The following is a 19,137-nucleotide window of genomic DNA, read 5'->3' as shown; positions in this document are numbered from 1 at the left end:
CCGCATTGGCCGAAGCCTTGGCGGTGAAGGAGAAACCCGTGGCCTGCGCTCTACCTATTCGGGAAGCGCCGCCGGATTCTGCGCCAGCAATCCCCCGTCCACACGATGCTCCGCACCCGTGATGAACGACGATCGCGGTCCGGCCAGAAATGCCACCAGTTCCGCCACCTCCTCGGGCCGGCCCACGCGGCCCAGCGGATGGGAGCGGCCCCACTGCGCGATCTGCTCCTCCTGCGACAGCTCGCCGCGCCACAGGTCCGCCGCCCAGCGCAGCATGGGGGTGTCGACCGAGCCGGGGCAGACCACGTTCACCCGGATGCCGTCGGCCGCGTGGTCGAGCGCCATCGACCTGGTCAGGCCGTTGAGCGCGGCCTTGCTCGACGAGTACGCCGCCACCTGCGCCTGCGAGGAGAACGCCTGCACCGACGACATGACCACGATCGAGCCGCCGCCGCGGGCGCGCAACTCGGGTACGGCGGCCTTGCAGGTGAGGTAGACACCCTTGAGGTTGATGTCGAACACCTCGTCCCAGACCTCTTCAGGGGTGTCCTCGACGGTGCCGTAACGCTGCACCCCGGCGCAGGTCACCACGATGTCCAGCCCGCCGAACCTGCTCACCGCCAGGCTCACCAGATCACGCATGTCGCCGGCCCTGCGCACGTCGGCGATCCTGCCGATGACCTGCCCGGTGTCCAGCTCGGCACCCCTGTCGGCGCCGCAGAACACCACGGACGCCCCGCCGTCGGCCAGCCGGTCGACCACGGCCCGTCCGATCCCCGTCGAACCGCCCGTGACCAGCGCGACCTTGCCGGCGAACTCGCTCATACCCTTACCTCCGCGCGCAAACTCAGCACCTTCGTCTCGTGGGGTCCCAAGGTCAGGGCCGTGCCGTTGGCCACGGCCGCGGCCAGGCCGTCGGTCGGCATGCCGGCGAACGGTTCCAGCCCCACGGTGTACGCCCGCCCCCACCACGGGTAGCCGGTGGACGCGCCGACCTCCTGCCACATCCACAGGTACGGCAGGACCGAGGCATCCCACTCAACCCGCATAGCGATATCCCCCGAAATTTCGTACCAACCCTCGTTAAAGCCGGTCAGATAGACGATGTCGCTCGGCGCGCCCGGCTCCGGCACCACGCTCAGATCCGTCACACCGCCGCCGTCGGCCGGCACCAGAGGCCATTCCCACGGCCCGCCCGCCCTGACCCGGCGGGCCGGCGGAGTGAGCGCGCTCTCGTGCGGGATCACCCGGACGCCGTCGGGCAGCCGGATCCTGGCCCCAGGGCGCAGGAACGGCCGGCCGTACACGATGTGCTGGCCCCACATGGCGTGCAGCGGCAGGCCCGACTCGTTGGTGGCCCGCCCCTCGACCTCCAGCGCGGTCGTGCCCGAGCGCAGCCGCAGGACCTTCTCCATCCGGTACGGCAGCCGCCGCGTGCGCACGCTCAGCCGGACCGCGACCTCCTCGGGGGAGTCGGCCACGACCTCGCACTCCCACGGCAGCCCCGACACCTCGCCGTGCTGCGCCAGCCGCGCCCCCCGGTACTCGCTGGGTGCGCCCCCGTTCGGGAAGACCTCCTGCCAGCCGCCCTCGTAGTGGTCGACGAACTGGGCGACCCCGTCGGCCGCGCCGTGGAGATGGTCGCGCGGGTCGCGCAGCCCCTGCGGCGAGAGCCAGACGAAGTCCGTGTCCGTCGGCTTGTGCAGGAACTCGACCACGTCGCCGCCCTTGCCGGGCAGGACGCTCACGCGCAGCCGTTCGTTCTCCAGCGTGACCGCCCGCAGCCCGTCGATCGTGCCGTGCCGCAGCCGGGCCGCCCAGTTACGCCTCATCTGAACGTCACGTCCAGAAATCTAGGCCGGTAGATGGAGACGTCGCGGTAGTGGTCGGTGTTGACGAAGCTGTTGACGTTGTACGACACCACGAGCCCGTCGCCGGCCACGTCGGGATGGGCGTGGGCGTTGTAGGTGAAGATGTTCCCGCTGGTCTCGGGGGTCGTGTAGACGTGCTGCTTGCCGGTGAAGGGGCCGGCGGGCGAGCACGAGGAGTAGGCCACGATGTTGGCGCTCAGCGCCTCGGTCGTGTCATGCGTGATCAGGACATATCCGGATCCGATCCGGCTGACGCTGTACTCGTTCGCCACGCCGTCCATCACCCGCGCCGAGTCGGCCTGGTCCTGCGACCAGGTGCCGTCGGCCTTGAGGTACTCCCAGCGGCCGAGCAGGCTCTGGCCCTTGACCCTGGCGATGTGCATGTACTTGGGCGAGCCGAGGTCCTCGACCCCGTACACGTAGGTGTGGCCGCCGTCCCTGAGCACGCCTGAGGCCCAGGCCACGCCGTGCCCCGACGGCAGGTCGTGCACGCTGATCGGCCGTTCGAGCCGTCCAGGCGCGAACCTGGCCACCACGTTCCTGTGCCAGCGCCAGTCCCAGGCCCCGGGGCCGAAGCGCTCGTACTCCTGGTAGGTGACCTCCACGACGCCGCCCGCCAGCGTGGCGTCACCGGCCCAGTACCAGTGGTCCTTGTCGCGCGGCGGCATCACGGCCACGGGCTCGGCGGCGGTGCCAGCGTGGATGGTGGACAGCCTGCCGTTCCGTTCGACGGCGAAGGAGTTGTTCAGGAAGACCGTGCTCCCGCCCTCCTCGACCACGGGCGGGCGGCTCCCGTCGGGGTTGACCCGGCCGAGGAAGGTGTCGGAGAACACCCAGAGCTCCCGGCCGTCGGGCAGTTTGACCGAGTAGGTGCCGTCGGCGCCCGTCCAGTCGTCCAGGCGGCTGTTGTCGTTGCCGTAGTTGGTGAACAGGGCGGTCAGCCGGGCGTCGGTCCTGGCGCCCGTGACCGTGGGAGCACAGTCGGAGGCGGCGGCCGTCCTGGTCTGCTCCTGGACGACGGGCACGGGTTTGGGCGGTGCGGCGAGGGCCTGCTGCGGGGTGGCCGTGAGACCCAGCAACGCGATGGCCAGGGGGGCGAGGGCGGAGCGGAATCGCGTCATCACCTGTTCCTAGGGGAGGGGGTTCCCTACAGTTCTAGTCATTAGATCACTTACTGTCTAGGGCCCGTGTGAGCGCCGGGGCGGGCGCGGCGAAATCCATATGACCGGAGCGCGGGTGGGCGGCTACCCTGCCGGAATGGGACACGTGGAAGTCGGACATCTGACGTACGTGCTGCCCGACGGGCGGCCGCTGCTCAACGACGTGTCCTTCAGGATCGGCGAAGGTGTCAAGGCCGCGCTCGTCGGGCCCAACGGCGCGGGCAAGACCACGCTGATGCGCCTGATCGCCGGCGACCTCCAGCCCGTCGAGGGCAGCGTGGCCGGCTCCGGCGGCCTGGGCGTGATGCGGCAGTTCATCGGCAGCGTGCGCGACGGCAGCAACGTGCGTGACCTGCTCCTGGGCGTCGCGCCGCCCGCGGTGCGGCACGCCGCCGAGCGGCTCGACCAGGCCGAGCTGGCCATGATGGAGCGCGACGACGAGAAGACGCAGATGCGTTACGCGCAGGCCATCAGCGACTACACCGACGCGGGCGGCTACGAGATCGAGGTGCTCTGGGACACCTGTACGGTGGCCGCGCTCGGCATCCCCTTCGAAAGACTGAAATATCGGGACGTGGCGACACTGTCGGGCGGCGAGCAGAAGCGCCTGGTCCTGGAGGCGCTGCTGCGCGGCCCCGACCAGACCCTGCTGCTCGACGAGCCCGACAACTACCTCGACGTCCCCGGCAAGGAATGGCTGGAGCAGCAGCTCAAGGAGACGCCCAAGACCGTGCTGCTGGTCAGCCACGACCGCCAGCTCCTGGCGAACGCGGCCGACCGCATCATCACCGTCGAGTCAGGAAACATCTGGATCCATGGGGGCGGCTTCCGTACGTACGCCGAGGCCCGCAGAGCGCGCAACGAGCGCCTCGACGAGCTGCGCCGGCGCTGGGACGAAGAGCACGCCAAGCTCAAGGCCCTGGTCAACATGCTGAAGAACAAGGCGAGATACAACGACGGCATGGCCCCCGCCTACCACGCCGCCCAGACGCGGCTGCGCAAGTTCGAGGAGGCGGGCCCGCCGGAGGTGGCGCCGGCCGAGCAGAACATCAAGATGCGCCTGCGCGGCGGCCGCACCGGCAAGCGCGCCGTCATCTGCGAACAGCTTGAGCTCAAGGGCCTGATGCGCCCGTTCGACCTGGAGATCTGGTACGGCGAGCGGGTCGCCGTGCTGGGCTCCAACGGCTCGGGCAAGTCCCACTTCCTGCGCCTGCTGGCGGGCGAGGAGGTCGCCCATGAGGGCGTGGCCAGGCTGGGCGCCCGCGTGGTGCCCGGCCACTTCGCCCAGACCCACGCCCGGCCCGACCTGCTCGGCCGCACCCCGGTCGAGATCGTCATGACCGAGCACGCCAGGCTCAAGAACGAGGCCATGAAGATCCTGGCCCGCTACGAGCTGGCGGGGCTGATCGCCGAGCAGCGCTTCGACACCCTGTCGGGCGGTCAGCAGGCACGGCTGCAGATCCTGCTGCTTGAGCTGTCGGGGGCCACGCTACTGCTGCTCGACGAGCCGACCGACAACCTCGACCTGGCCAGCGCCGAGGCGCTGCAGGCCGGTCTGGAGGCGTTCGACGGCACGGTGCTGGCGGTCACCCACGACCGCTGGTTCGCCGCTGATTTCGACCGCTATCTGGTGTTCGGCTCCGACGGCACGGTCTACGAGTCGGCCGAGCCGGTCTGGGACGAGACCAGGGTGGTCAGGACCCGCTGATATCCGCTGATGTCTCGTTGATAAAGAGTTGGTAGGGCTGGCGCGTGTCCCGCGCCAGCCGTGCCCATGCTCGGGTTATCACGGCAAAGTGATCCCGCGTAGCCGAACCGCCAGCCTCCTCGCACTCGGGGCGATCTGCCTCACCGGGTGCGCGAGCGAGGAACAGCCGGTCCAGAAGCTCAAGCCGCTCGCTCTCAAGGAGCAGGTCTCCCATATCGTCAAGTCCGCTGACGGATATGCCGTCACCTGGGCGGGCGTGCTCAGCAACGCCAACCCGTGGCACTTCGGCGAGCACGTGGTGGCCACGATCGTCGGGCACGACGCCAAGGGGGGCGAGGTGCTCAAACTGGACCAGCCGCTCGACGCGGTGCCGCCGGGCGGCACGCTGCCCTTCACCGGCCAGGCCGTCGCCACCCAGAAGCCGGCCAGGGTGACGATCCAGTACCGTCCCGCGCGGTGGCGGCCGGCCGCGCGCATTCCTTCGGCCTTCCAGCGGTTCCCGATCTCGCGTGTCCAGACAATGCGCCAGAAAGATGGCACGTACCTTATTACTGGATATGTCGGCAACCCTTATCAAGTTTCGGCGAGCAGTCTGGTCGTGAACGCGATGTTGCGCGACAAAACGGGAAAGCTCATCGGCGGTGGCAGCACCTATGTGGACGACGTGAAAGCGGGCAGCCCGCCGCGTTTCATCCTCACGGTGGGCGGCCTGCCGAGGGGCTCCCAGGTCGCCAAGACCGAGATCGCGGCCAGGACCTGGGGCTCCACCGGCCGTCCCTACGAGGATCTGGCCCTGTCGGGAGCCGTTCCCGTGCACACGGTCAAACCCACCAGCGAGCCGTTCACGGTGGACCGGAGCACGCAGGTGGTGTCCGAGCACAAGCAATAAATAAGCCGCGCCTATCCGGAATGTCGGGATAATTTTCCGGTTCTTCGCCTGACAAGTGATGCCTTCGGCGTGGAACCGGTAGAACTGCTAGTTACCGATCCATTACCTTCGGTCACATGACTGACCGCGTTCTGGTCGAAGCACTCCGCGCCCGTGATCCCGCAGCGCTCAGCGCGCTCTACGACGCGTACGCGGAGAGCGTCTACCGCTATTGCTGGTCCCTCCTCCTGAGCGCCGACAGCGCGCAGGTGGCGCTCCGCGACACGCTGATCGCCGCCGAGGCGCACGCCGGCGCGCTGACCACGCCCGAACGGCTGCGCGCCTGGCTGTTCGCGCTGGCGCGCGCCGAATGCCTGCGGCGCAGAACCGCCGCGCCACCCGGCGCCGCCGAGGCGCTGGCCGAGGCGCCGGAGCCCGACGACCCCGCCGACGCCGACCTGCGCGTCATGGCCTGGAACGCGGTCCACAGCCTGCCCGTGGCCGACAGGGAGCTCCTGGAGCTCGTCCACGGGCACGAACTGCCCGCGGACGAGCTGGCCCAGGTGCTCGCCACACCGCCGCGCCAGGTGGAGCTGCTGCTGGAAGCGGCCCGCGAACGCCTGGGCGACGCGATCACCGTCGAGGTCCTGGCCAGGAAGGGCCCGTACGACTGCCCGCGGCGCGCCCGCATCCTGGCCGGGTTCGGCGGTGAGCTGACCAGGGACATGCGCGAGTACCTGATCAGGCACCTGCCGCGGTGCGAGACCTGCGCGCCGCACCGCACCCGCCAGGTGTCCCCGGCCAAGGTGTACGCGCTGCTGCCCGCGCCCGCGCTGCCCGGCACCTTGCGCGTCAGGGTGATGAGCTGCTTCGCCGACCCCGAGCTCCTGCCCTACCGCCGCTACGTCGCCAGGCGTACCAGCGCGCTGGACGCCGCCGGGTTTCCCGTTTCCCCGCGGCGACAGGGCCGGCGGTGGCCTCAGGCGGTGGCGGGCACGCTGGCGGCGATCGCGACCGTGGTGGCGATAGCGGTGATCTTCGATCGGATCGGAAGGGAGAACGGCGGGGTGACAGGCGTGGCGACGGCCGCGTTCCCGCCGACGGGTGAGCCTCCGGGCATCCGGCTGCCCTGGCAGGGCGATCCCCACGACTCGCCGCTGAGCGTGGAGCCCATCCTCGACAGCACCACCACGCAGCCCCTGGGCGTGACCGGGACTCCGAGCGGGGCGCCGGCTCCGGCCGTGCCGTCCCAGATCCCCTCCTCGCCCACCGGCGTACCTGCCACGTCGGGGTCCCCACCGGGGTCGCCGCCGGGCAAGGACCCCGGTGGAAACGACGGCGCCGCTCCGGACCCCGGTCCCGGGCCGGACGGGCTCCCGTCCGGCACGCCCGCGCACGAACCGCCGCCGGGCCGGCCGACGATCGGCTCACCGCCCGGCGGGCCGCCCGGCAGGTCGCACCCGCCCAGGCCCGGCACCCGTACCCCCACTCCGCCCCCGACGCCCACCCCCACACCCACGCCGACCGAGACCCCCACCCCGACCTCCACACCGACGGAGCCGGCCACCCAGACCCCCACGGAGGAGCCTTCGGCGACCCCGTCGGCAACGGGCAGCTGACCTCCTCCCTCGTCCGGCGCCGGGACTTCGCCTCCCGCGTTCGCCCGGCGCCGGGACCTCCGGGCTTCCGCGCCCGACCGGCGCCGGCCCTGGTCCCTGACGTGCGGCCGTGAAGGGGAGAGGTGCGCCCGTGAATAGGGACCTGGCAGCCTGTTCACTTTCACGTGACGTTACGTGAGTGAAGTGCCGGGAACTGTGTGCATAGAGTAACCATCTGTTTTCAGGGGGACCTATGCGCGCATTCCGGGCCGGGCTCCTCGCGGGCTGCCTGCTCGTGGCCGCCTGCCCGCCGGTCCTGGCCGAGCCGGGGCCCTCCGCGCACGACGTCAAGCAGGCCCGCCAGACCGCGCGCGAGAGGTCCAAGCAGCTCAGCCGGACGACCGCCAAGCTGGCCACCGCGCACTCGCGGCTGGAGCGGCTGGCGGCCGAGGTCGAGCTGCTGGTGGAGGCGTACAACGGGGAGATGGTCCGGCTACGGCAGGCCGAGCAGGCGTACCAGCAGGCCAGAGCCCGGCTGGCGGCGGCCAACGGCGAGGTCGAGCGGGCCAGGCAGGCCGCGGCGCTGCTGGCCACCGAGAGCAGCGGCGGGCTCGGCTCGCTCGGGCCGGTCGTCGGCATGCTGATCGACCAGGGCGGCACCGACGGGTTCCTGCACCGCGCCAGCGTGCTCGGGCACCTGAGCGGCGAGCGGGCCGCGGTCCTCGGCCGGATGCGCGACGCCCAGGAGGTGGCCGCGATCCTGCGCATCCACGCCGACAGCGCGTACGCGGCCCAGCAGGCCGCCTCGGAACGCGCCCGGCTGGCCAAGCTCGCCGCCGAGCGGGCGGTGGCCGGGCAGCGCCGCGAGACCAGGGAACTCGCGGCGCGCAAGCAGACCCTGCAGCGCAAGGTCGACGCGGCCCGTACCCGTGCCGACCTGCTGGCCAGGCGGCGTACGGCGGCGCTGGCCGGGCTCGTCGCCGGCGGCTCGGCCATGGGCGACGTTGCCGCGAACTGGGCGCTCACCCAGCTCGGCAAGCCTTACGTGTGGGCGGCCGCGGGACCGGAGACGTACGACTGCTCAGGCTTGACGATGCGGGCGTGGGAGAAGGTCGGCGTGCGCCTCGACCACTGGACGGGCACGCAGTGGACCTCGGGCCCCCACGTGCCGCTCGACCAGCTGCGCCGCGGCGACCTGCTCTTCTTCGCCCACGTCACCGCCGACCCCTCGACCATCCACCACGTCGGCATCTACGTCGGGCGCGGCCAGATGGTGCACGCGCCGCAGACCGGCGACGTGGTGCGGGTCGCCTCGATCTGGCGCGGAGACCTGGTGGGCGCCACCAGGCCCGCCGCCGCGTGAGGCGTCAGTGGTGGCCCTCCTCCTTGGCGCGCCGGAACGAGCGCTCGATCTCGGCCTCGGCCTCGATGCGGCCGACCCAGTTGGCGCCCTCGACCGACTTGCCGGGCTCCAGGTCCTTGTAGACCTCGAAGAAGTGCTGGATCTCCAGCCGGTCGAACTCCGACACGTGATGGATGTCCTGGATGTGATGCATACGGGGGTCGGTGGACGGCACGCAGAGCACCTTGTCGTCACCGCCCTTCTCGTCGGTCATCCGGAACATCCCCACCGCGCGGCACGTGATGTAGCAACCGGGGAACGTCGGCTCCTGCAGCAGCACCAGCGCGTCCAGCGGGTCGCCGTCCTCACCGAGAGTGTGCTCGATGAAGCCGTAGTCGGCGGGGTACTGCGTGGAGGTGAACAGGAGCCGGTCAAGCCTGATCTTCCCGGTCTCGTGGTCCACTTCGTACTTGTTCCGTTGCCCCTTGGGAATCTCAACGACAACGTCGAACTCCACCGCGGTTCCTCCGCTCAGGCCCCCGGGAACCCCCGGTTGGGCGTTAATGTCTCGTAGGCGAACACAGGAGAGAGGGCAGGCGACGTGGCGCGGCGCGACCAGTGGGTGATGCTGACCACCCTCGCCGTGCTCCAAACCCTGACGATCGTCACCGGCGTCTACGCGATGACCACCGACTTCAGCCTGAGCGCGCTGACGAACGGATCGACACCCACCGGCCCGACGGCGTCGTCACCGGCGGAAGGCTCTTCCCCCGTCCCCGTGGTCACCTCCGGGCCAGTGCTGGCCCGGCTGCCGGTGAAGCCCGGAGACGGACCTCTCCCGACTAAGGGTACTTTGACGCGCCAGCTCACCGGCGCCCTGGGTGACAAAGCGCTCGGCGGCCGGGTGGGCGCGGTCGTGATCGACACGGTCACCGGCGAGCAGATCTTCGCCTCCAACGCCGACCTGGCCATCACCCCCGCGTCCACCACGAAGATCGTCACCTGCGCCGCGGCGCTGGCCGCGCTCGGCCCCGACACCCGCTTGTCCACCCGCGTCGTCCAGGGTCCCAAGCCCGGCACCGCGATCCTCGTCGGCGGCGGCGACCCCCTCCTCGCCGGTCCCGCCGCCAAGGGCGACGACTATCCGAAGCAGGCCCGCCTGGCCACCCTCGCCGCCCGTACCGCCGCCACGCTCAAGGCGCAGAACATCCGCAAGATCACTCTTTCGTACGACACCTCCCTCTTCTCCGGCACCCCGAAGGCGCCCGGCTGGAAGAGCAACTACATCCCCGATGGCGAGGTGGCCCCCGTCTACGCCCTCACCATGGACGAGGGCAGGCAGGACCCCCGCTTCCGCAGCCCCCGCGTCGCCGACCCGCCCCGCTACGCCGCCACGGCCTTCGCCCGGCTGCTCGCCAAGCAGGGCATCGCCGTGGCCAAGTCCGTACGCCAGGCCAAGGCCCAGCCAGGGGCCGCCGAGCTCGGCAAGGTCGACTCCGCCCCCCTGTACGCCCTGGTCGAGCACACGCTCACCCGCAGCGACAACGACCTCGCCGAGGCCCTGCTGCGCCACGTCGCCATCAAGCAGGGCAAGCCCGCGACGTTCGACGGCGGCGCCAGCGCCGTGATCGCCGTCCTGCAGCGCCTCGGAGCCGGCCAGAACGTCGCGCTGTCCGACGGCAGCGGCCTGTCCATCCGCAACCGCATCAGCCCCAACGCCCTGGCCAAGGTCCTCGCCCTGTCCGGCTCGGCCGCCCACCCCGAACTGCGCGCCGTCGCCTCCGGCATGCCGATCGCCGGCTTCTCCGGCACGCTCGGCAACGGCCGCCGCTTCACCAGGAGCGACAGCAAGGGCCAGGTCGGTCTCGTACGCGCCAAGACCGGCACCCTCAACAACATCAACACGCTGGCCGGGATGGCCACGACGAAGGACGGGCGGCTGGTCACGTTCGCCTTCATGGCCGACCGCGTACCCCTCAACGCCGAGCCCGTCCTCGACCGGCTGGCCGCCACCGTGGCACGTTCCTGACGCGCTCCTTCGCAGCCGTGGGGAGAACCACGTACGGTGGACGGTATGCAGGTGATCGACTGGGATCTGGCCGTCACGACCGGCACGCGCCTGGTGCGCCCCGGTCCTCAGGTGAGCCGGGAGGAGGCCAGGCAGGCCGTCACCGAGCTCCGCACCCTGTCGCGCGAGGCCGAGGGGCACGTGCGCGAGTTCACGAAGATTCACACCGAGACCGCGCCGCAGCCGGCCACCATCGTGGACCGGCCCGGCTGGATCAAGGCCAACGTCGAGGGCTTCCGGGTGGTCCTTGAGCCCCTGACCCAGCGCATGGGCAGCGGCGACAACCAGCCGCCCGCCATCGTCACGGCCGTGGGGTCCCGCATCACGGGCGTCGAGGTGGGCGCCGTCCTGGCCTTCCTCGCCTCGCGCGTACTCGGCCAGTACGAGCTGTTCCTCCCACCCGACCCCACGGGCAAGGAGGCCGCCGGCCGCCTGACCCTCGTGGCCCCCAACATCGTCCACGCCGAGCGCGAGATGGGCGTCGACCCTCACGACTTCCGCCTGTGGGTCTGCCTGCACGAGGAGACCCACCGGGTGCAGTTCACCGGGGTCAAGTGGCTGCGCGAATACGTGCGCGGGCAGATGACCGAGTTCCTGCTCGCCTCCGACCTCGACCTGCCCACCCTGCTCGAACGGCTGCGCAACGCCGCCGACACGGTGGCCGACGTGGTGCGCGGCGGCGAGGGCAACCTCATCGACGCCATCCAGTCGCCCGGCCAGAAGGAGATCCTCGACCGCCTCACCGCCGTGATGACCCTCGTCGAGGGCCACGGAGACTACGTCATGGACGCGGTCGGCCCGTCGGTGGTCCCCTCGGTGGCCGACATCCGCGCCAAGTTCGCCCAGCGCCGCGAGGGCGGCTCCCGCCTGGACCGCACGGTGCGGCGTTTGCTGGGGATCGAGGTCAAGATGAAGCAGTACGCGGAGGGCTCGGCCTTCGTCCGTACGGTGGTGGACCGGGTGGGGATGGACGGCTTCAACAAGATCTGGACCTCCCCGCAAACCCTCCCCACGACCCCGGAAATCGCCGACCCCACCCTCTGGATCACCCGAGTGATCGGCACCCCAGCCCTCCCCGCCTAACCCGCCCCCACCCACCACCACGGCCTCCGACCCCCACCCCGCTTCCCCGCCCGATCACCCACACCCCTCCCGGCGCCGCGTCGGTGGAGGGGGTGGTGTGGCGGTGTCCGGCGCTCGTGTGCGGTGCCCGGCCGGGAGGTGCACCCGCCCCGCTGCCCGGCGCCCTCTTCACTCGATCACCCGCGCCCCAACGTCCGCCTCACCGCATCTCCCCGCGCCGCGTCGGCGGGAGGTCGTGCGGTGGTGCTCGGCGCTGGTGCACGGTGCTAGGCCCGTCGGTGTCGGTGTCACCCGCGCTTCCTACGACGCCCCTTCACCACCCCTCACGGCGACGCGGCCCAAGGAGTCGGGCGTCGCGTCCGGGGATGGGGGCGCGGGAGAATGGGGGTGTGGGGCCGCATCCGGCTGTTGCCGACGTTCGCAGGGCAGTGCGTGAGGCGCTGGCCGATGTGCCGGAGGGCGCGCTCGTGCTGGTCGCGTGCAGTGGCGGGGCCGATTCGCTGGCGTTGGCCGCCGCGCTCTCCTTCGTCGCACCCCGTGCGCGCCTGCGTGCGGGGCTGGTCACCGTGGATCACCAGCTGCAGGAGGGGTCGGCGCAGCGGGCGGAGGCGGTGGTGAAGGTGGCCCAGGGCATGGGGCTGGAGCCGGCCGAAGCGCTCACCGTCACCGTGGGCGCCCAAGGCGGACCCGAGGCGGCGGCGCGGGAGGCCAGGTACGCGGCGCTGGCCGAGGCGGCCGATCGGCTGAAGGCGGAGGCGGTCCTGCTCGGCCACACCAGGGACGACCAGGCGGAGACGGTGCTGCTGGGTCTGGCCAGGGGCAGCGGCCCGCGGTCGTTGTCGGGCATGGCAGCCAGGTCAGGCCGTTACCGGCGACCCCTGCTCGACCTGCCCAGAGCCACCACCGTGGCCGCCTGCCAAGCTTTGGGCCTCGCCCCTTGGGACGACCCGCACAACGAGGACCACCGCTACACCCGCGTCCGAGTCCGCCGTACGGTGCTGCCGGTGCTGGAGGCGGAGCTGGGCCCGGGGGTGGCCGAGGCGCTGGCGAGGACGGCGGGGCTGGCGAGACAGGACGCGGACGCGCTCGATGAATGGGCCGATTCGGCGTACCAGAATTGCGCTCTTAGCGATATCGGCGGGTCGATAAAGGTGACCGTGGCCGAGGTGGAAAAGCTGCCCGACGCCGTCAGGCGGAGGGTGCTGAGGCGGGCCGCGCTCGCCGCCGGCGCCCCGTCCGGCGCCTTGTCGGCCACCCACGTCATGGCCGTGGACCGGCTGGTCACGAACTGGCGCGGGCAGAAAGCGGTGGACCTGCCCGGGGGTCTGTCCGCCGTCCGGCGATATGGCACCCTGATATTCGCCATCAGTCCCATCGCGTAAGGAACCACACGTGGACGCAGCCGACATGGGCAATGACCTGGAAAAGGTCCTCATTCCCGAGGACGAGCTCCAGGCCAAGATCAAAGAGCTCGCCGGCCGGATCGACGAGGACTACGCGGGCCAGGACGTCCTGCTCGTGGGTGTGTTGAAGGGCGCGGTCATGGTGATGGCCGACCTGGCCAGAGCGTTGCACGTGCCGGTGCAGATGGACTGGATGGCGGTGTCCTCGTACGGCGCGGGCACCAGGTCGTCCGGCGTCGTCCGCGTGCTGAAAGACCTCGACACCGACATTCTCAACCGCCATGTGCTCATCGTCGAGGACATCATCGACTCCGGCCTGACCCTCCACTGGCTGCTGGAAAACCTGAAGTCGCGTAATCCGGCGTCGCTGGAGATCTGCGCCGCGCTGCGGAAACCCGACGCGGTGAAGGTGCCCATCGAGGTGAAATACGTCGGCTTCGACATTCCCAACGAGTTCGTGATCGGTTATGGGCTCGACTACGCGGAGCGATACCGGAACCTGCCGTTCATCGGCACTCTGGCGCCGCACGTATATAAGTAGGACTCTCCGCGATGGCCGGGAACATCGCGCAACGTGACGTACGTTGATAGGGCAAGACCGGTGTAGCGGGCGGGTCCCTCCGTGCGCTGTGCCGGTGTACCTTCAGACTCCGGGAGGGTGACCTCGCGTCCCCTTCGGGTAGTCAGAAGTCGCGGTGTCGGATGCCGCGGCCCCGGGCCAGCCCGGGGTTCCAGGCCATGGTCAGGAAGGGACGGGCCCGCAAGGGGTTCCGCATCGGATGGATCTCAAGCGATTTACACGTGGGCCACTGCTGTGGATCCTGGGCATCGTCGTGCTGCTCCTGCTCGTCACCCAGCTCTGGAGTGGCGGCGGAAATTACAAGACGGCCGACACGTCCTTGGTTCTTCAGCAGATTCGCGCCGGAAACGTCAGCAACGCCAAGATCGTTGACAAGGACAACCGGATCGAGGTGACGCTGACCAACCCCGTTCCGGTCAAACCGGGTGACGCGCCGACGAAACTGATCCAGTCCGACTGGGTCACCGGTTACGGCGCCAAGCTGACCGACGAGCTGCAGGCTCAGGTCGTCGCGGGCAAGACGAAGAGCTTCACGACCGAGGTGCCGCAGGAGAACATCCTGCTCAGCCTGCTGGTGAGCTTCCTGCCGATCGTCATCATCGTGCTGATCTTCCTGTTCATCATGAACCAGATGCAGGGCGGCGGCTCGCGGGTGATGAACTTCGGCAAGTCGAAGGCCAAGCTCATCACGAAGGACACCCCCAAGACCACCTTCGCCGACGTCGCCGGCGCGGACGAGGCCATCGAGGAGCTCCAGGAGATCAAGGAGTTCCTGCAGGCCCCGGCCAAGTTCCAGGCGATCGGCGCCAAGATCCCCAAGGGCGTGCTGCTGTACGGCCCGCCCGGCACCGGCAAGACGCTGCTGGCGCGCGCCGTCGCCGGTGAGGCCGGGGTGCCGTTCTACTCGATCTCCGGTTCCGACTTCGTCGAGATGTTCGTCGGCGTCGGCGCCTCGCGTGTGCGCGACCTGTTCGAGCAGGCCAAGGCCAACGCCCCGGCGATCATCTTCATCGACGAGATCGACGCCGTCGGCCGCCACCGCGGCGCCGGCCTGGGCGGCGGTCACGACGAGCGCGAGCAGACGCTTAACCAGCTGCTGGTCGAGATGGACGGCTTCGACGTCAAGGGCGGCGTGATCCTCATCGCCGCGACCAACCGGCCCGACATCCTCGACCCGGCGCTGCTGCGTCCTGGCCGCTTCGACCGGCAGGTCACCGTCGACCGTCCAGACCTCGAAGGCCGCAAGGGCGTCCTGCGGGTCCACGGTCGTGGCAAGCCGTTCGCCCCCGACGTCGACCTCGACGTCATCGCGCGCCGCACCCCCGGGTTCACCGGCGCCGACCTGGCCAACGTGATCAACGAGGCCGCCCTGCTCACCGCGCGGGCCGACCAGAAGCTGATCACGATGGACACCCTTGAGGAGTCGATCGACCGTGTCATGGCAGGGCCCGAGCGCAAGACGCGGGTCATGTCCGACAAGGAGAAGAAGATGATCGCCTACCACGAGGGCGGTCACGCACTGGTGGCGCACGCGCTGCCCAACTCCGACCCGGTCCACAAGATCACGATCCTTTCCCGCGGCCGCGCCCTCGGTTACACGATGACGCTGCCGATGGAGGACAAGTTCCTGGCCACCAGGTCCGAGATGATGGACCAGCTCGCGATGCTGCTCGGCGGCCGCGCGGCGGAGGAGCTCGTCTTCCACGAGCCCACCACCGGCGCCTCCAACGACATCGAGAAGGCCACCGCCGTCGCCCGCCGCATGGTGGTCGAATACGGCATGAGCGAGCAGCTCGGCGCCCGCAAGTTCGGCAGCGGCCAGGCGGAGGTCTTCCTGGGCCGCGAGATGGGCCACGAGCGCGACTACTCCGAGAAGATCGCCTCCACGATCGACGAGGAGGTCCGCCGGATGATCGAGACGGCGCACGACCAGGCCTGGGACATCCTGGTGCAATACCGCGACGTGCTCGACAACCTGGTGCTGGAGCTCATGGAGAAGGAGACCCTCTCCCGCCAGCAGGTGCTGGAGATCTTCGCGCCGGTGGTCGTCAAGGAGCACCGCCCGTCCTACGCGGGCTACGGCAAGCGGCTCCCCTCCGACCGCCCGCCGATCCTGACGCCGAAGGAGCAGTCGGCCAACGGCTCGCTCACCACGGGGCATCAGGGCGCACTGCCGTCAGGGGACAGTGCGTGACTCAGCACGACGTCGACCTGGGGCGGATCGAGAAGGCCGTTCGCGAGATCCTCTACGCCATCGGCGAGGATCCCGATCGTGACGGCCTGATCGAGACGCCCGCCCGGGTCGCCCGCGCGATGGCCGAGCAGTACTCCGGGCTCGGCCAGACGCCGGAAGAGGTGCTCACGAAGGTCTTCGACGTCGATCACGACGAGATGGTGCTCGTGCGCGACATCGAGGTCTACTCGACCTGTGAGCACCACCTGGTCCCGTTCCACGGCCTGGCCCACGTCGGCTACATCCCCAACACGAAGGGCCAGGTCACGGGCCTGTCGAAGCTGGCCCGCCTGGTCGACGTCTACGCCCGCCGCCCCCAGGTGCAGGAGCGCATGACGTCCCAGATCGCCGACGCTCTGATGCGCGTGCTGGAGCCGCGCGGAGTCATCGTGGTGGTGGAGGCCGAGCACCTGTGCATGACGATGCGCGGCGTACGCAAGCCGGGCGCGAAGACCGTCACCTCCGCCGTCCGCGGCAGTTTCCGCAGCAGCGACAGCACCCGATCCGAGGCGATGGCGCTCATCCTGGGCCGCTGAGGACGAACGGGGTACCCACGATGTCAGCAAGTGTGGGGAAGCGCCTAGGCTTGGCCCATGACTAGCGTGCCCATCAGCGTGCCGGGAGGTGCGGAGCGGTGCCTCGTCATGGGCGTGGTCAATGTGACCCCCGATTCGTTCTCCGACGGCGGCCTGTGGTTCGACGAGGCGGCCGCCATCCAGCACGGCCTTGAGCTGGTGCGCGAGGGCGCCGACATCGTCGACGTGGGCGGCGAGTCCACCCGTCCAGGCGCGGCCAGGGTCTCGCTCGAAGAGGAGCTGGCCAGGGTCGTCCCGGTGATCAGGGCGCTGCGCTCGGAGGGCGTGGCGGTCAGCGTCGACACGATGCGCGCCGAGGTGGCCAAGGCCGCGGTCGAGGCGGGCGCCCAGCTCGTCAACGACGTGAGCGGCGGCCTGGCCGATCCCGAGATGCCGCGCGTGGTGGCCGCGACCGGCGTCACCTACGTCGTGATGCACTGGCGCGGCCACAGCCATGACATGGACACCCGCGCCGTCTACGCCGACGTGGTCACGGAGGTGCGCGAGGAGCTGAGCAAGCGAGTCGACCTGGTGCTGGCGGAGGGGGTCACGGAGGAGCAGATCGTGCTCGATCCTGGCCTCGGCTTCGCCAAGAACGCCGAGCACAACTGGGCGTTGCTCGCGGGCATCCCCGAGCTGACGGAGCTGGGTTATCCGTTGCTCATCGGGGCGTCGCGCAAGCGTTTCCTGGGGCGGCTGCTGGCCGACGCCGACGGCACGCCCCGGCCGTTCAGCCGCAGCGACGACGCCACGCTGGCCGTGACCGCGCTGGCCGCGCAGGCCGGCGCGTGGTGCGTACGCGTGCACGAAGTAGGTCCCAATGCCGATGCCGTGCGCGTGGCAGCCGCATGGAAGAGAGCCGGAGCCAACACATGAGCGTCGACACCGCCGCCATCGAGACGGTCAACCAGGAGTTCTACACCGCGATCGAGAGCGCGGACCTGGACAAGATGACGGAGATCTGGGCCGAGGACACCACCGACGACCAGGTGAGCTGCGTCCATCCGGGCTGGACCCTGCTGACGGGCCGCTCCGAGGTGCTGCGGTCGTGGGCCCTGATCATGGCCAACACGACCTACATCCAGTTCGTGCTGACCGACGTCAACACGACCGTGCTGGGTGACGTGGCCGTCCTGACCTGTGTGGAGAACATCCTGACCGCGGGCGAGGAGGGTGAGGCCAGTTTCGCCGCGGGCAAGGTGGTGGCGAGCAACGTCTACCTCCGCACCCCGCAGGGCTGGCGGCTGTGGATGCACCACGGCTCGCCGGTGCTCCAGGGGGATGACGACGAGGAGGAGGAAGGCGAGCTTGAGCCCTGATCGCATCACTCTCAAGGGCCTGCGGGCCAGGGGGAGACACGGCGTGCTCGCCGCCGAGCGGGAGCTCGGGCAGGAGTTCGTGGTGGACGCGACGTTGTTCCTCGACACCGCGCCGGCGGCGGCCGGCGACGACCTGACCAAGACCGTCCACTACGGGGAGCTGGCGCAGGCGCTGGTCGAGGTGGTGGAGGGCGAGCCGGTCGAGCTGATCGAGACGCTCGCGCAGCGCCTGGCGGACGTGTGCCTGGCGGGCGAGCCGGTGCGTAAGGTCGAGGTGAGCGTGCACAAGCCGGCGGCGCCGATCCCGCTGCCGTTCGACGACGTGATCGTGACGATTGAGCGGAGCCGCGGATGAAGGTCGTGCTCTCTCTCGGCAGCAACCTGGGGCACCGGTTCCAGACGTTGCAGGGTGCCGTGGACACGCTGTTCGACGCTCCGGGGCTGGAGTTCGTCAAGGCGTCCCCCGTCTACGAGACCGACCCCGTAGGAGGGCCGGAGGGGCAGCGGCCCTTCCTCAACGCGATCGTGGTGGCCGAGACGACGCTCGCGCCGCGCACCCTGCTGGAGCGGGCCCAGGGCGTGGAGAACGCCTTCGGCCGCGTACGCGAGGAGCGCTGGGGCCCGCGCACCCTCGACATCGACCTGATCGTCGTGGGCGACCAGGTCAGCGACGACCCCGACCTGACGCTGCCGCATCCACGGGCCCACGAGCGTGCGTTCGTGCTCGTGCCCTGGTCGAAGGCCGATCCCGAGGGTGTGGTCCCGGGGCACGGGCGGGTGGCGGAGTTGCTGGAGGCGGTCGAGGAGCAGGGCGTGCGCCTGCGCGACGACCTCAAGCTGCAGAGGCCCGATTGAAGCCCACCCATCCCGGCCTCCTGGCCGGCATCTTCGCCGTCCTCGCCCTGCTGACCTGGGCGGTGATCCGGCCTATCTACTCCGAGCTGCCTCTCATGCCCTGGACCGCGATCCCCACGGTCCTGCTGCTGGCCGTCGGCGAGGGCTACAGCGGCTGGGCGACCAAGGCCAGGATCGCCAGGAAGCCCGGCACCAAGCCGGTCGAGCCGCTGGCCGTGGCCCGGCTGGCGGCGCTGGCGAAGGCGTCGGCGTACGCGGGGGCGGCCTTCGGCGGGATCTTCGCCGGATTCGCCCTGCACACCGTGCAACTGCTCGACCGGGAGACGCCGCGCGGCGAGTTCTTCGTCTCGGCCGGGTCGTTCGTGTCGTGCGTCGTGCTGGTCTGCGCCGCGCTCTACCTGGAGCACGCCTGCCGCATCCCCAAGGATCCGGAAGAACAGGGCCAGTACCGGCAGAACGGACGCGACTAGGGCT

At 70.2% G+C, this 19,137-nt stretch carries 19 protein-coding genes; 15 read left to right on the top strand and 4 right to left on the bottom strand.

Features of this window, described 5'->3' with window-relative positions:
• Window positions 1-54 precede the first annotated feature (54 nt).
• The 3 genes from AB0C28_RS00215 to AB0C28_RS00205 are packed head-to-tail and all read right to left on the bottom strand — an operon-like array spanning window position 55 to window position 2,992.
• The gene (locus AB0C28_RS00215; protein WP_358072354.1) at window positions 55-825 is read right to left on the bottom strand and encodes an SDR family oxidoreductase; all 771 of its coding nucleotides are present in this window, start codon (window positions 823-825) and stop codon (window positions 55-57) included.
• The gene (locus tag AB0C28_RS00210) at window positions 822-1,832 is read right to left on the bottom strand and encodes a DUF4432 family protein (protein WP_358072352.1); all 1,011 of its coding nucleotides are present in this window, start codon (window positions 1,830-1,832) and stop codon (window positions 822-824) included. The genes AB0C28_RS00215 and AB0C28_RS00210 overlap by 4 nt, the downstream gene beginning before the upstream one ends.
• The gene (locus AB0C28_RS00205; protein ID WP_358072350.1) at window positions 1,829-2,992 is read right to left on the bottom strand and encodes a DUF4185 domain-containing protein; all 1,164 of its coding nucleotides are present in this window, start codon (window positions 2,990-2,992) and stop codon (window positions 1,829-1,831) included. Before AB0C28_RS00205 ends, AB0C28_RS00210 begins: the two co-directional genes overlap by 4 nt.
• Window positions 2,993-3,128: 136 nt before the next feature.
• On the opposite strand from AB0C28_RS00205, the gene AB0C28_RS00200 reads away from it, so the two are divergent.
• From AB0C28_RS00200 to AB0C28_RS00185, 4 genes are all read left to right on the top strand, one after another.
• Window positions 3,129-4,739, top strand: a complete 1,611-nt coding sequence (locus AB0C28_RS00200) for an ATP-binding cassette domain-containing protein (RefSeq protein WP_358072348.1) — start codon at window positions 3,129-3,131, stop codon at window positions 4,737-4,739.
• 88 nt (window positions 4,740-4,827) lie between these two features.
• Window positions 4,828-5,628 (top strand): hypothetical protein, encoded by an 801-nt coding sequence (locus AB0C28_RS00195; RefSeq protein WP_357862775.1) that lies wholly within the window; start codon window positions 4,828-4,830, stop codon window positions 5,626-5,628.
• Between the two features lie 116 nt (window positions 5,629-5,744).
• The gene (locus AB0C28_RS00190) at window positions 5,745-7,226 is read left to right on the top strand and encodes a sigma-70 family RNA polymerase sigma factor (RefSeq protein WP_358072346.1); all 1,482 of its coding nucleotides are present in this window, start codon (window positions 5,745-5,747) and stop codon (window positions 7,224-7,226) included.
• A gap of 232 nt (window positions 7,227-7,458) precedes the next feature.
• Complete coding sequence (locus AB0C28_RS00185) at window positions 7,459-8,568, top strand: C40 family peptidase (RefSeq protein ID WP_358072344.1); 1,110 nt, start codon at window positions 7,459-7,461, stop codon at window positions 8,566-8,568.
• 4 nt (window positions 8,569-8,572) lie between these two features.
• Here AB0C28_RS00185 and AB0C28_RS00180 read toward each other — a convergent pair whose 3' ends face one another.
• Entirely contained in the window at window positions 8,573-9,064 is a 492-nt protein-coding gene (locus AB0C28_RS00180) for an inorganic diphosphatase (RefSeq protein WP_106243463.1), read from the bottom strand.
• 84 nt (window positions 9,065-9,148) lie between these two features.
• Here AB0C28_RS00180 and dacB point away from each other — a divergent pair, with 84 nt between their 5' ends.
• The 11 genes from dacB to AB0C28_RS00125 all read left to right on the top strand — a co-directional run bounded on the left by dacB (window position 9,149) and on the right by AB0C28_RS00125 (window position 19,133).
• The gene (dacB, locus tag AB0C28_RS00175) at window positions 9,149-10,576 is read left to right on the top strand and encodes a D-alanyl-D-alanine carboxypeptidase/D-alanyl-D-alanine-endopeptidase (protein WP_358072342.1); all 1,428 of its coding nucleotides are present in this window, start codon (window positions 9,149-9,151) and stop codon (window positions 10,574-10,576) included.
• Between the two features lie 45 nt (window positions 10,577-10,621).
• The gene (locus AB0C28_RS00170; RefSeq protein ID WP_346100792.1) at window positions 10,622-11,698 is read left to right on the top strand and encodes a zinc-dependent metalloprotease; all 1,077 of its coding nucleotides are present in this window, start codon (window positions 10,622-10,624) and stop codon (window positions 11,696-11,698) included.
• A 365-nt stretch (window positions 11,699-12,063) separates the two neighbouring features.
• A complete protein-coding gene (gene tilS / locus AB0C28_RS00165) occupies window positions 12,064-13,080 on the top strand; it encodes a tRNA lysidine(34) synthetase TilS (protein WP_357862767.1) in 1,017 nt (338 codons plus the stop codon).
• Window positions 13,081-13,090: 10 nt separating this feature from the next.
• Window positions 13,091-13,642, top strand: a complete 552-nt coding sequence (gene hpt, locus AB0C28_RS00160) for a hypoxanthine phosphoribosyltransferase (protein WP_357862764.1) — start codon at window positions 13,091-13,093, stop codon at window positions 13,640-13,642.
• A 238-nt stretch (window positions 13,643-13,880) separates the two neighbouring features.
• Window positions 13,881-15,875, top strand: a complete 1,995-nt coding sequence (ftsH, locus tag AB0C28_RS00155) for an ATP-dependent zinc metalloprotease FtsH (protein WP_357862762.1) — start codon at window positions 13,881-13,883, stop codon at window positions 15,873-15,875.
• Window positions 15,872-16,450, top strand: a complete 579-nt coding sequence (gene folE / locus AB0C28_RS00150; protein WP_106243473.1) for a GTP cyclohydrolase I FolE — start codon at window positions 15,872-15,874, stop codon at window positions 16,448-16,450. The genes ftsH and folE overlap by 4 nt, the downstream gene beginning before the upstream one ends.
• 57 nt (window positions 16,451-16,507) lie before the next feature.
• On the top strand, window positions 16,508-17,365 hold the full coding sequence (gene folP / locus AB0C28_RS00145) for a dihydropteroate synthase (RefSeq protein ID WP_346100796.1): 858 nt from the start codon (window positions 16,508-16,510) through the stop codon (window positions 17,363-17,365).
• Window positions 17,362-17,808: a nuclear transport factor 2 family protein gene (locus AB0C28_RS00140; protein ID WP_346100797.1), complete on the top strand. Its 447-nt coding sequence runs from the start codon at window positions 17,362-17,364 to the stop codon at window positions 17,806-17,808. The genes folP and AB0C28_RS00140 overlap by 4 nt, the downstream gene beginning before the upstream one ends.
• Window positions 17,771-18,163, top strand: a complete 393-nt coding sequence (folB, locus tag AB0C28_RS00135) for a dihydroneopterin aldolase (RefSeq protein WP_106243479.1) — start codon at window positions 17,771-17,773, stop codon at window positions 18,161-18,163. Before AB0C28_RS00140 ends, folB begins: the two co-directional genes overlap by 38 nt.
• On the top strand, window positions 18,160-18,663 hold the full coding sequence (folK, locus tag AB0C28_RS00130) for a 2-amino-4-hydroxy-6-hydroxymethyldihydropteridine diphosphokinase (protein ID WP_357862759.1): 504 nt from the start codon (window positions 18,160-18,162) through the stop codon (window positions 18,661-18,663). Before folB ends, folK begins: the two co-directional genes overlap by 4 nt.
• Window positions 18,660-19,133: a DUF3180 domain-containing protein gene (locus AB0C28_RS00125; protein WP_357862757.1), complete on the top strand. Its 474-nt coding sequence runs from the start codon at window positions 18,660-18,662 to the stop codon at window positions 19,131-19,133. Before folK ends, AB0C28_RS00125 begins: the two co-directional genes overlap by 4 nt.
• Window positions 19,134-19,137 lie beyond the last annotated feature (4 nt).

Origin of the sequence: Nonomuraea sp. NPDC048892 (genome assembly GCF_040649735.1) — a bacterium.
In the GTDB taxonomy this organism is placed as follows: domain Bacteria; phylum Actinomycetota; class Actinomycetes; order Streptosporangiales; family Streptosporangiaceae; genus Nonomuraea; species Nonomuraea maheshkhaliensis.
Note: the sequence above shows the minus strand (reverse complement) of the source record. Positions and strands in the feature narration are given on the sequence as shown.

What these genes read in the sequence shown, in the direction of transcription:
- AB0C28_RS00215 (WP_358072354.1), bottom strand. Translation starts at nt 825, where the DNA reads ATGAGCGAGTTCGCCGGCAAGGTCGCGCTGGTCACGGGCGGTTCGACG.
- AB0C28_RS00210 (WP_358072352.1), bottom strand. Translation starts at nt 1,832, where the DNA reads ATGAGGCGTAACTGGGCGGCCCGGCTGCGGCACGGCACGATCGACGGG.
- AB0C28_RS00205 (WP_358072350.1), bottom strand. Translation starts at nt 2,992, where the DNA reads ATGACGCGATTCCGCTCCGCCCTCGCCCCCCTGGCCATCGCGTTGCTG.
- AB0C28_RS00200 (WP_358072348.1), top strand. Translation starts at nt 3,129, where the DNA reads ATGGGACACGTGGAAGTCGGACATCTGACGTACGTGCTGCCCGACGGG.
- AB0C28_RS00190 (WP_358072346.1), top strand. Translation starts at nt 5,745, where the DNA reads ATGACTGACCGCGTTCTGGTCGAAGCACTCCGCGCCCGTGATCCCGCA.
- AB0C28_RS00185 (WP_358072344.1), top strand. Translation starts at nt 7,459, where the DNA reads ATGCGCGCATTCCGGGCCGGGCTCCTCGCGGGCTGCCTGCTCGTGGCC.
- AB0C28_RS00170 (WP_346100792.1), top strand. Translation starts at nt 10,622, where the DNA reads ATGCAGGTGATCGACTGGGATCTGGCCGTCACGACCGGCACGCGCCTG.
- tilS (WP_357862767.1), top strand. Translation starts at nt 12,064, where the DNA reads ATGGGGGCGCGGGAGAATGGGGGTGTGGGGCCGCATCCGGCTGTTGCC.
- ftsH (WP_357862762.1), top strand. Translation starts at nt 13,881, where the DNA reads ATGGATCTCAAGCGATTTACACGTGGGCCACTGCTGTGGATCCTGGGC.
- folP (WP_346100796.1), top strand. Translation starts at nt 16,508, where the DNA reads ATGACTAGCGTGCCCATCAGCGTGCCGGGAGGTGCGGAGCGGTGCCTC.
- AB0C28_RS00140 (WP_346100797.1), top strand. Translation starts at nt 17,362, where the DNA reads ATGAGCGTCGACACCGCCGCCATCGAGACGGTCAACCAGGAGTTCTAC.
- folB (WP_106243479.1), top strand. Translation starts at nt 17,771, where the DNA reads ATGACGACGAGGAGGAGGAAGGCGAGCTTGAGCCCTGATCGCATCACT.
- folK (WP_357862759.1), top strand. Translation starts at nt 18,160, where the DNA reads ATGAAGGTCGTGCTCTCTCTCGGCAGCAACCTGGGGCACCGGTTCCAG.